The organism is Nonomuraea sp. NPDC049784 (genome assembly GCF_040659615.1).
GTDB lineage: Bacteria > Actinomycetota > Actinomycetes > Streptosporangiales > Streptosporangiaceae > Nonomuraea.
This window is the reverse complement of sequence record NZ_JBFAMX010000060.1, coordinates 22,735-33,369: the sequence shown is the minus strand read 5'-3', so window position 1 is coordinate 33,369 and position 10,635 is coordinate 22,735. Positions and strand designations below refer to the sequence as shown.

Below are 10,635 nucleotides of genomic sequence, written 5' to 3'. Positions count from 1 at the left end.
AGGACTGTTGTGAGCACCGTCATCACAGTCGATCCAAGGGAGGCCGGCGCCGCGAAACCGACCTCAAGCCTCTGAGGCGGATGCCGATGAGCGTGTGGTCACGGCCATCCACGAGTCGCTCCGGAGGGACGGTGCCTGGGTGCGCATGTGCCCGAGGTCGGCCTCGAACTCTGCGACCACAGCGAGGGTCTGCTGGAACAGCCTGCCGAACGGGTCGGTCCAGTCGTGGGCGGATGCGCCGAGGCCGAAAAGGACGCGCCGCGTCCGGACAGGTCGGTGAGGATCTCGTTGGCCTCGGCCATGTTGCGGGCGAACCAGTCGAACTTGGTCACCGTGATGACGCTGCCGTCCCACACAGCGGCGAGGGCCTGGTCGAAGCCACCGCGGTTGCGGCACTGCGCCTGCCGAAAATTCCATCCATGCAGGTCAAGCGGCATGTGAGTACTCGTGGAGTATCACTCCGCGGCAGAGAACATGAGACTCCTGGTCTACTCCGGAATGTTGAGCTCGTCGTAGGTCGCCACCAGATCGGCTGGAGGAGCCTGGATGTCGGTCGCGCGGCCCCAGCGGGACAGGCGGATGTCGTCGACGAGCTGGAGGGGTTCGTCGCTCAGTCGCGGGATACCGGGTTGTGTGGAGGAGCTGTGGCATCGGCGGATGAGCTGGTCCTGTCCGATCCAGAGCTTCCAGGTGACCCGGACGCGGGCGTACTTGCCCGTGGGCCTGTGATTGACGCCGATACGGAAGCTAGGGTCTGCCTTGGCAAGCTCGCCGAACGTGATGGACCCCTCGTGGAGGGTGGTGCGGGTGCCGTCGTACACGCTGGCGGGGCGCTTGACCGTGGTGGCGGCGAGCAGGGCCTTGAGCGTTGCGGGGTCGCTCAGACGCATCTGACCGCAGCTCAGGGCGAGGGACTGCTTCGACTCGCTGATCACCCAGCTCTTGCCTTCCGGCAGATACTTCCGCAAGCTGGTCGACTGCTCATAGACCCGGTCCGGGAAAAGGATGAGGCGCTGGCGGAACTTGCCGAACGTGAAGTCCTTGGGACGCAGAATGTCGCTCGCGACGACCTTCCCCTGATCCAGTTCGTGGATTCCCGACTGCCTGAGGGTCAGCGGCTTTCCTGCGGATCTGGAGACCAGGACGTTGGAGAACGTCACGCCGTCGCCGCTCGTGAGCTGGCGGCGTAGCGCGGCAACCGGGTCGAGGCGGGCCGCGGCGGCGGCCGGCAGCGGCATGATCGAGATCACCGATGTGATCGACAGGGCAAGCGCCCATTGCCTCATGGAGGTCGTCTCCTCGGATAGTGAGCCAGGCCGGGTGATCTTCGCAGGCCGAGATCTCGTTCCGATTTCATCGTTTGATGCTGTACCGCTCGAATATTGGGTTGCGTGGCCTGAGCTGCGGTTATGCGGCGTGGCGGTATTCGTTGATCGTGCCTGTGGCGCTGGGTTTTCGGCGGATGGATCGCAGGTCGTTGAGGTCGGTCACGTTGCGGGCGGGCTACGTTGCGGTGTCCGGGGGCGTTGGTGTCGGGACTGGTGCGGCGGGTGCCCGTTGTAGTGGTTCGGCCTCGGTGCCCGAGGGACTGCTTCCGTGGTGAACGTGGCACTCCGGGCATATCTCGGCAACCTACTTAGGTGGGCCTACCCTATGCGTTGCCGAATTGTGCTTTTAGGATCAGGCGCCGACGCCGTGCATACATGCTCTGGCCATGCACGAGGTGGACGCTGGCCGGCGGCGACAGCGCGGCTCTCCAGTTCGAGCTTGGTCAGCTTGTCAGCCTGTGACCTGCATTCATATGCGAGCGGCCCCTGTTGTTTGACCCTTAGGGGCTAGCGTGCTCCCTACGTGCTCGCGCGCACCCACCCCGCACACACGCTGATCTATTCACCGTCTCCGGCTGCTGCGGGAAGAGCAGCGGCCCCGCCTCGCCGCGAGGAGGCGGCGAGTGCGGGGCCGGATGCTTAATCCGACTGTCAGCTTCTCATCGAGATGAGTTTTCCGGGTGCGGCCTGGTCTTCCTCGCCGAACAGCAAGGCTGCGGTCTTCTCGGCTGCGGCCGCGGCGACCTGTGGGTAGACGGAGGTGTAGGTGTCGGCGGTGAAGGCGCTGGAGGTGTGGCCCAGCGTTTCCTGCACCACCTTCATCTCCACCCCGGCCGCCAGCATCAGCGAGGCCGCGCCATGGCGAAGGTCATGCAGCCGGACGGGCGGTAGCCCGGCCAGGTAGGCCAGCCAGAGGAATTGGTCGGAGACGTGCTGGGGATGCAGGCGGCACTGGTCCACTTCGTGAAGATCGGCCGTGGCCGGTGTGCGGTAGTCCTCACGCGGGATGCGTGAGGCGAGCTCCGCCGGCAGCCGGGCTCCATGGACTTGTGCGAGCAGCCCGCCGAACTCCCGCCACTGCTCGTGGGTCATGCCCGCGGCGCTGGCGCGGCCAGGTATCCAAGGGGTCACGGATAACCGGCCCGCGTGGCAGTCGCTGTACGGCGCTCCACTGCGGGACCGGTAAGGGGCCGGGATTCCCGGTAGCCCCAGCTCGGCGAGAGGGTCTGACACCAGCAGGCCGCCCGGACGCCCTGCGCGGCGGGATACCTTCACGGCGACCTCCTGGCCCTCTGTCGTCGTGGCTCGCAGGACCGAGGCATCGGTGTCCTGCCCGCCGGCGACGAAAGAGGGCACCGAGCAGCGGAAGCCGAAAATCGCTTCGATCTCACCCTGCAGCACTGCGACGTCGACCGCAGGCCTGGCCGGGGCCGAGAAGGCGCTCATCCCGTCACCGTCCCAGCGCCCGCGGGGAGCGAAGAAGCGTGCGCGTGCACCCACCAGGCGAGCGGAAGTGCGATCAGCACCACCGCCTGGATCGCGAGCAACGCCGGAACGATGCCCCAACGGTCTGCCACCAGGCCGGCTCCCAGGGCGACGAGCGCGTAGAGCACGCTGCCGAGCAGCGACGCAAGCGAACCCATCGTCGCGCGTTCCCGGTCGGTGAACTCGCGCTGCAGCAACGTCTGCTGGGCGATTGTCGACATGCCGTAGGCCGGTGACCCAAGCAGCACGGGCGAAAATACCGTCGGCTTGACCAGCGCCACGAAGTTCGCCACGTTGTCGAACAGCTCACCGAACAGCAGAGTGCGGGCCGCGCCCACCCGGCCGATCACCCAACCACTGACGCGGAAGCCGACGAAGGCCACGCCATGGCCGAAGGTGCGCCACAGGCCCAGCGCCCAGAGCGGCCACAGCCCTGCCACGAAAACAGGCGACAACTGGGCCGCGCTTTCGCTGCTGTAACGAAGCGCCGACACCAGAGTCATCCGGCGGAGCACCGGATTACGGCGGATGCCGCGCAGGGCCGATCCGAGATGCACCAGCACGTTCGATTCCAGCGGGCCGTGCACCCGCGGTTCCCGGACCCGCAAGGCGACGAGCACGCACAGCACCTGCGGCACGACCGACAGCACGACCACCACACGCAGCGACCACGCGCCGGCGACCACGCCACCTATGGCTGCCGCCAGTGCGAGCGCGATCTGGAACATCGAGTTCACCCGGCCCGAGTGCCGGGGGAACTCCTCCTCCCGGCCGGCTTCGAGCAACGTGTCGTAGAGCAGAGACTCGTTGTTGCCGCTCCACAGTGAGGTCGCCAATCCCTCCAGCACAACAGCTGCCAGGAGGAGGCCGTAGCCCGAAGCGCCGGCGTACCCGAGATGGGCGGCCACCATGACGACGGCACCGGCGATCATCGTGCCGCGTCGGCCGAGGCGGTCGGAGAGCACCCCGGTAGGGACCTCGAACGCTGCCGAAGACAGCATCTTCACCGCCAGGAGGCTGGCGGCAGCGGTGTACGAGCCGGTGACTTGCGCGAAGTAGATGACCATAATCGACCCGTACATGCGGAAGTCGCCGAAGAAGTTGAACCAGCTCAGCAGGCGGACATTCCGGTTGACAGTCTGATCAGCGGAGTTCGGAGCAGGCGAAGCTGACCTCGACCGTTGAGATTTCCTGCCGAACGGGGCAGCGATCAGGCGTTCGACCAGGACACGTACACGGAGCAGTGAAGAATGACGAGCGGACACAGCAGAACTCCCGGAAAGGCGAACGGAGACGCCAAACAGCGCCAAGGGCCGGTGACACGTGTCACCTCGCCCCGGCGACCGGGATGTGTGCTGACTTTGCTGCTACACGCGCGGCGTTACAAGCCTGCGACTGCGGTCACCAAGGGGCGAACGGAAGCTCCAGTCATCGTTGTAGACATCAGTGCTCCTCAATTCCCCAGGCGGACGGGATTCCGCAACAGCTTCAACTCTAGCGACCGAAGGACCTACGTGTCCGCTGAATCGAGGCGGTATCTGTCCTGGTAGCGGGTGTGATGGACACGCTCGTGCTCACGCGCGAGGTGGAAGCGGAAGTACACGTTGAGGTCGCCGTTGGCCTGCACGGCACGGAGCTTGAGGACCTGTGGGGTCCGGAAATTGCGATCCGCGGACTGACCTGTATGGCTCGGGTGGCGTGGTTGATGAAGAACAGTACGTAGAGCCGTTTCAGGAAGATGGTGTCGACGTGGAAGAGGTCGCAGGTCTAGATGCCGGAGGCCTGCGCCTTGAGGAATTGGTTCCAGGTCGGGCCGGTGTGGCGTGGCGTCGGTTCGAGCCCGGCTCGTTTGAGGATGTCGCGAACTGTGCTCGGCGGCACCCGAAGACCAACGCCGGCCAGTTCGCCGCTGATGCGTTGGTAGCCCGACAAGGGTTCTCCGGGGCCGGGCGCAATACCGCATCCTGGATCGGCGCTGGTGTCCGAGGGCGGTCAGGACGCTTAGTCGGGTAGGTCCACCGGCGCGCCACCAGGTCACGATGCCGGCGCAACAAGGTGGCCGGCGTTACCGAGAAGACCGGCCATGCAATCCTCGGGAGCATCCGAGACGGCGCGGCGTGCACGACTCGGTCGTAGGGGTGAAGATCGGGCCGGTTCACCTGCCGACGTAGCACGGCAACCTGATGTCGTAGGGCCACGATCTCGACATCCTTGCTGCGATCGTCCCAGCTGAGCAGGACCAGCAGCTGCAGGACGCGTCGGAGGATTACATAGAGCGAAGACCACCACACCACCAGCAGGATGTCCGAGCTCACACCATGCTTGAGCCACATAATCACAGGTCAACCACCGCGCCCGACTTTCCGAACCCAAAACGGACGCAAAGCGTTCGAGGTCCTCAGATCACGGCTCCGGCCAAGGTCCGGCAGAAGGGCCGCACAGGCCTGCTGGCAGTGCTCGTGCGCTCTGATCTGTCCCATCACGTTGAACTGCTAGGGCGCTCCGTTCTCTGTACCACCTGAATGAGGTGCCCATCAGGATCTTCGACCCAAGCGATGAGGAGATAACCCAGCCAGGGCTCAGGCGGCTTCACGGGGGTGGCCCCAAGCTGCAGCAGGCGGGCGTAGCCAGTCGGTGTGTCGTCTGTCCACAAGATCACCGCCGCGCGTTGACCGGCGACGATCGGGGCAAGGCCGTGATCGTCACGCGCCAACTTCTCACCGACCAGCCCGATGCGGTAGCCGTCGAGCATCAGATCGACGTGGATCGGCGTTCCTTCAGGCGGTGTCCGGAAGACCTCGGTGAACCCGACAGCTCTTTGAACTCCGCTGCTCGATCGATGTCCTGGCTGAAGAGAACGATCTGCGGGATCCTGAAGGTCACCATGAGCGCAAACCTCTCATAGGGGACTCCCCGCGCACCACTCTCCTAACTGCCCGCTGCTCGATCGCCATCAACGGCCTCGAATGCCTCGATCGACATCCCATCCTGTGCCGCTCGAATATTGAGTTACGTGGTCTGAGCTGCGGTTAAGCGGCGTGATGGTATTCGTTGATCGTGCCTGTGGCGACGGGTTTTCGGCGGATGGATCGTAGGTCGTTGAGGTCGGTTACGTCGCGGGCGGACTGCATTGAGGTGTTCGGGGGGCGTTGATGCCGGGACTGGTGCGGCCGGTGCCGGTTGTAGTGGATCAGGTACTCCTGGAGCACGAGTACCAGGTGGCGTTCGTTGAGGATCAGGATGCGGTCCAGGAGTTCGCTGCGTAGGGTGCCGATGACGCGCTCGCAGATGGCGTTCATCCTCGGTGTCCGCGGCAAGGTGGGGACGGCTCGTAGCCCTTCAGCTTTGAAGACTTCCCGAAGGGCGGAGGTGAAGAGCGGGTCCCGATCGTGGATTACGAACCGCAGCCCGGCGATGCGGTCACCCAGGTCCATCGCCAGGTTGCGGGCCTGCTGCACCGTCCATGCTCCGTTGGGTGCGCGGTCCCACCGGCCAGGTGCAGTCGCCGGGTGCCGTGTTCGATGAAGACCAGCACATACAACCGCTTGAGCAGCAGCGTTTCGACCACCAGGAAGTCGCACGCGATGATCGCGTGGGCTTGAGCGGTCAGGAACTGTCGCCAGGTTGGGCCGGCCCGGCGGGGCGCCGGATCGATACCGGCAGTGTGCAGGACTCCCCACACCGTGGAGGCTGCGATGTGTAGCCCAAGCGGGTCAACTCGCCTTGGATTCTCCTATGCCCCCAGGTCGGGTCTTCCCTGGCCATCCGTACAATGAGCGCCTTGACCGGCGGGCGGGTGCCGGGCCGCCCTGGGCGTCGCCTGTCGGTGAAGGTCCACTTACGCGCTACGAGGTCACGGTGCCAGCGCAAGATCGTCGCTGGGGTGACCGGGAATACTTCCGCCCACCGGCGGCGGTGGATCAGCTGCGACAACGCTGCCTGCCAGGGCCGGTCGGTGTGATCCCACCGCGGCCGGCCACCAAGCTGACGGCGGAGCACCTGGTTCTCGTGACGGAGCACCAGCAGCTCAACGTCCTTAGACAGATCAGCGCGGACCAGCACCGTCAGCAGGCCGAACAAGCACCTCGCCAACCGGTAGACCAGCGAAAACAACACCTCGCGATGGTCTCAGCCGCGGCCCTGATCGCGCAGCGAAACCCCAGTTCAGAGCGCGAAACCGTGTTTTCGAGCGGGACAGGGTAGCACTCATCGAACTCGACATCGCCTACCCAGGACGAATCAAGTAAAGACCACTCTCTAGCCATCAGAAATGATCTGTACACACCTGAAGTGACAACCTCAGCCTTGGGGCTCTTCGGCCGGGCAGGTGGCGTCCTTCGCGGGCACGGTCAGGGAGATCAGGTAGCTGTCCACGGCGTTCGTGGTGCACTGGGTCATGCCGTAGACGCCGTGGCCCCAGCCTTCGTACGTGAGCAGGGTGGCCTTGGAGCCCAGCTGGCGGGCGACGTTGGCCGACCACTCGTAGGGGGTGTCGGGGTCGTGCTTGGAGGTGACCACCAGCAGCGGAGCGCTGCCGTAGTATCGCAGCGGGTGCTGCGGGTTGTTGACCGGGTGGCCCTGGCAGATCGGCATGTCGCCCATCGGCATCGGGTTGTACGCCATGTCCGGCGCCACCGCGTTGGAGGCGCGCATTACGTCGGCGTACTCGTTGTAGTCCTGGAGGCGCAGGTTCCAGTCCTCGCAGAGGATCGCGGTGGGGAGCTCGGCGAACTCGCCGTTGACCGGCCCGTTGCCGGGAGGCCATCCCATGTCGTCCGGCACCGGGCCGCCGTCCAGGGCGAGGAGCACCTTGGCCTCCTGCCGCCAGACGGGCGCCTCGTTGAGGACCACGCCCAGCCAGCGCAGGTTGTGCGCGCTCACCGGGTCGCTCTCGCCCGGCCAGTACAGCTCGCCGCGGCCCGCCTTGTCGAGCAGCGCCTTCCACAGCGCGCGGACGTCGCGGTCATGCAGGACGCAGTCGGTGTCGCGCGCGCACCAGTCGGCGAACTCGTCGAAGCTGTCCTCGACAGTGGCCGCCTCGGTCACCTGGAACTGCTTGACGTTCAGGCTGTGGTCCATGTTGCCGTCCAGCACCATGGCGCGAACCCGGTTGGGGAACATCTCGGCGTACATCTGCTGGGCGAGCGTGCCGTAGGAGACGCCGTAGGAGGTGAGCTTGGGCTCGCCGAGGGCCGAGCGGATGGCGTCCATGTCGCGCGCCACGTTGGCCGAGTCGAGGTGGTCGTACAGCAGGGCGCCGGTGAGCTGGCGGCAGTCCGCGCGCAGCGTCTTGTCGAAGGCGAACCACTTGTCGTAGTCGGCCTGGCTGGTCATGACCGGGTACGGCATCTGGTTGTACACCGAGGCCGAGCAGGTCACCGAGCCACTGCGGGCCACGCCCCTGGGGTCATAGCCGACGATGTCGAACCGTCGTTGGATGTCCTCGCTGAAGCCGGAGGGGCGGAGGATGTCGTTCACCCCGGAGTTGCCGGGGCCGCCCGGGTTGGCCAGCAGGGACCCGATCCGCGCGGAGGGGTCGGTGGCCTTGCGCCGGGCCAGCGCCAGGGGGAGGGTGCGTCCGTTCGGGTTGGACCAGTCGACCGGTACGGCCAGCGTGCCGCACTCGACGGAGGGCTCCTCCTCACACGGCCCCCAGGTGATGCCGCGCTTGCCGACGGCATCCGTGACGTCCTTTCCGGTGACGATCGCGTTGGCCGCACCGGTCAGCGGGACGGTGACCAGCGTCGCCATCGCCACGAGGGCGACGGCGAGCCGAGAAGTTCTTCTTGACACCTTGCTCCTATGATTGATCGGCTTGCCGGGATGCCCGAACGGCCCACGACTGGGCAAACGGTGCTGCATCGACTGGTCGTGGGGCAGAGGCCCCCGGGTCGTTCGGCGAACCACTCTCGGAGGGGCTCGGTCCTGCGGAGGAGGTCTCAGTGCGGATCGGCTCAGACGTTCCCAGCGAACGCGGAGGCTCATCGCGTCAGGCCGGGCTGGATCCCGGCAGGCCGTTCTCGACGACGAAGCTCGCCCGGGTGCTGATCGGCGCGTCCGGCTGGGAGATGTAGGGCACCACCCGGAAGTCGTTGGTGAGGGTCTCAGGGGTGATGGTCAGGCGGCAGTACCCGCGCTGGAAGTTGCAGAACTTCATGTGCGGGTTGGCCTGCAGGTAGTTCTGACCGGCGGGGAGCATGCCCGCACCGTCCCGGCCGCTGCTGATCGACGTGCCGACGATCTCCGCGCCCACCACCGGGGAGTCGGGATCGTCGTAGTCGGTCTTGAGGTCCATCATGTAGTTGCTGTGGCGATCACCGGTCACCACGACCAGGTTGTCGACGTCGCGGTTGTACGCCTCGGTCAGGATCCGCTCTCGCTCCACCACGTACGCGTCCCATGCACCGAAGAACGTCTTGACGGCGGGGTTCGGGTCCTTGTCGACCTCGGCCATCGGCAGCTGATTGCCGATGATCTTCCAGCGGGCCTGCGACGTGGAGAACCCGTTGATCAGCCAGTCCGCCTGCTCGCCGCCCAGCATCGTCGCCTTCGGGTCCAGCCGGTTCACCCGGTCCGACATGTACTGCCGTGAATCCAGCATGGTGAACTCCGCCAGCGCGCCGTAGTCGATCTTGCGGTGCATGCGGATGCTCGGGCCGGACGGCATCTGGGTGTGCCGCAGCGGCAGGTTCTCGTACATGGCCTGGAACGCGGCCGCCTTACGCCGGCGGAAGGTCGTCGGGTCGGGCGTGTCGGGGGAGACGTTCATGTGCCAGCTGTCCTCGACCTCGTGATCGTCGAAGATGCTGATCCAGGGGGCCGAGGCGTGCGCGGCCTGAAGGTGTGGGTCCAGCTTGTAGAGCGCGTACTGCAGCCGGTAGTCGGTCAGCGTCACCCGCTCGTGCAACATGTGGCTGGGCAGCGGGGTGCCCCAATGGTCGGTGGTGAAGCCGTAGGTCTCCTCGTAGATGTAGTCGCCGAGGAACAGCACCACGTCGAAGTTCTCCTCGGCGAGGTGCTGGTACGCCGTGTAGTGCCCGCCGTGGTAGCTCGCGCACGAGGCGACGCCCACCGACAGCGAAGCCGGCATGGTCCCCGGCGCTGGGGCGGTGCGGGTACGGCCGACCGGTGAGACGTGGTCGCCGAACATGAAGCGGTACCAGTAGTCGCGGCCGGGCTCCAGCCCGTACACCTCGGGATGGACCGAGAAACCGAGCTCGGGCAAGGCGAGCACCCGGCCCGACTTGACCACGTTATGGAACTGCTTGTCCGTGGCAACTTGGTAGGTGACCGGCGGATTCCTCGTCGGCATTCCGCCGAGCCCGTCCGGGGCCAGCGGGTCCACCGCCAGCCGGGTCCACAGCACCACGCTGTCCGGCGCCGGGTCACCGGATGCGACCCCGAGGGTGAACGGGTAACCGGCCGACGCCGCCTCGCCGTATGCCTGGGTGTCCCATAATCCTGTACCGAGCAGGACCGCGGCGGTACCGGCGGCCCCGTAGCCGAGGAACCGGCGCCGATTCAACCCTCGGCCTCGTGCGCGTTCGGACAAGGTGCTCCTCTCATCGACGCTGAAGAGCACTCTGCAACTTCGCCGAAAGAAGATCAATGATCTAATACAAATTAGCGTCAAGGTCACTATCGAGCCATGTCAGAATCAACTCGCCGCATTCGTACGGTAGCGGCGTGTTGGTCTTCACTCTGGAATGGTGGAGGCCCAACCGGGAAAGGTTCTGGCCGGGGCGGCACTCGCCCGGTGGCGCTGTGATGCGGAGCGGGCACCCTGACATCCGCTGACCGCCGACGGCAGTCACGCGGCCCG

General features: G+C 65.9%; 10 protein-coding genes and 1 pseudogene. 2 read left to right on the top strand and 9 right to left on the bottom strand.

The window, feature by feature from the left end; genetic code table 11:
- Window positions 1–98: 98 nt before the first annotated feature.
- The 4 genes from AB0J09_RS16030 to AB0J09_RS16015 all read right to left on the bottom strand — a co-directional run bounded on the left by AB0J09_RS16030 (window position 99) and on the right by AB0J09_RS16015 (window position 4,078).
- Complete coding sequence (locus AB0J09_RS16030; RefSeq protein WP_360690534.1) at window positions 99–437, bottom strand: recombinase family protein; 339 nt, start codon at window positions 435–437, stop codon at window positions 99–101.
- Window positions 438–488: 51 nt separating this feature from the next.
- The gene (locus AB0J09_RS16025; RefSeq protein WP_360690531.1) at window positions 489–1,286 is read right to left on the bottom strand and encodes a hypothetical protein; all 798 of its coding nucleotides are present in this window, start codon (window positions 1,284–1,286) and stop codon (window positions 489–491) included.
- A gap of 693 nt (window positions 1,287–1,979) precedes the next feature.
- On the bottom strand, window positions 1,980–2,774 hold the full coding sequence (locus tag AB0J09_RS16020) for a tyrosine-type recombinase/integrase (RefSeq protein WP_360690528.1): 795 nt from the start codon (window positions 2,772–2,774) through the stop codon (window positions 1,980–1,982).
- A complete protein-coding gene (locus AB0J09_RS16015; RefSeq protein WP_360690526.1) occupies window positions 2,771–4,078 on the bottom strand; it encodes an MFS transporter in 1,308 nt (435 codons plus the stop codon). The genes AB0J09_RS16020 and AB0J09_RS16015 overlap by 4 nt, the downstream gene beginning before the upstream one ends.
- Before the next feature lie 290 nt (window positions 4,079–4,368).
- Between AB0J09_RS16015 and AB0J09_RS16010 the strand changes: the two genes are divergently transcribed.
- Window positions 4,369–4,536: a hypothetical protein gene (locus AB0J09_RS16010; protein ID WP_360690523.1), complete on the top strand. Its 168-nt coding sequence runs from the start codon at window positions 4,369–4,371 to the stop codon at window positions 4,534–4,536.
- Window positions 4,537–4,580: 44 nt separating this feature from the next.
- Here the strand turns inward: AB0J09_RS16010 and AB0J09_RS16005 are convergent, their stop codons facing one another.
- The 3 genes and pseudogenes from AB0J09_RS16005 to AB0J09_RS15995 all read right to left on the bottom strand — a co-directional run bounded on the left by AB0J09_RS16005 (window position 4,581) and on the right by AB0J09_RS15995 (window position 6,271).
- A complete protein-coding gene (locus tag AB0J09_RS16005; RefSeq protein ID WP_360690520.1) occupies window positions 4,581–4,745 on the bottom strand; it encodes a hypothetical protein in 165 nt (54 codons plus the stop codon).
- A gap of 547 nt (window positions 4,746–5,292) precedes the next feature.
- Window positions 5,293–5,619: pseudogene (locus tag AB0J09_RS16000) on the bottom strand (hypothetical protein); the annotation flags it as partial.
- 223 nt (window positions 5,620–5,842) lie between these two features.
- Window positions 5,843–6,271, bottom strand: coding sequence for an integrase core domain-containing protein (locus AB0J09_RS15995; protein WP_360690517.1), 429 nt, complete (start codon window positions 6,269–6,271; stop codon window positions 5,843–5,845).
- A 17-nt stretch (window positions 6,272–6,288) separates the two neighbouring features.
- Here AB0J09_RS15995 and AB0J09_RS15990 point away from each other — a divergent pair, with 17 nt between their 5' ends.
- A complete protein-coding gene (locus AB0J09_RS15990) occupies window positions 6,289–6,516 on the top strand; it encodes a hypothetical protein (protein WP_360690514.1) in 228 nt (75 codons plus the stop codon).
- 596 nt (window positions 6,517–7,112) lie between these two features.
- Here the strand turns inward: AB0J09_RS15990 and AB0J09_RS15985 are convergent.
- Both AB0J09_RS15985 and AB0J09_RS15980 read right to left on the bottom strand, forming a co-directional pair.
- Window positions 7,113–8,606 carry an alpha/beta fold hydrolase gene (locus AB0J09_RS15985; protein ID WP_360690511.1) on the bottom strand — a complete coding sequence of 498 codons (1,494 nt, stop codon included), beginning with the start codon at window positions 8,604–8,606 and terminating at the stop codon, window positions 7,113–7,115.
- Between the two features lie 196 nt (window positions 8,607–8,802).
- A complete protein-coding gene (locus tag AB0J09_RS15980; RefSeq protein WP_360690508.1) occupies window positions 8,803–10,338 on the bottom strand; it encodes an alkaline phosphatase D family protein in 1,536 nt (511 codons plus the stop codon).
- Between the last annotated feature and the right edge of the window lie 297 nt (window positions 10,339–10,635).

Coding starts and splice junctions, on each gene's coding strand:
- AB0J09_RS16030 (WP_360690534.1), bottom strand. CDS start 437: ATGCCGCTTGACCTGCATGGATGGAATTTTCGGCAGGCGCAGTGCCGC.
- AB0J09_RS16025 (WP_360690531.1), bottom strand. CDS start 1,286: ATGAGGCAATGGGCGCTTGCCCTGTCGATCACATCGGTGATCTCGATC.
- AB0J09_RS16020 (WP_360690528.1), bottom strand. CDS start 2,774: ATGAGCGCCTTCTCGGCCCCGGCCAGGCCTGCGGTCGACGTCGCAGTG.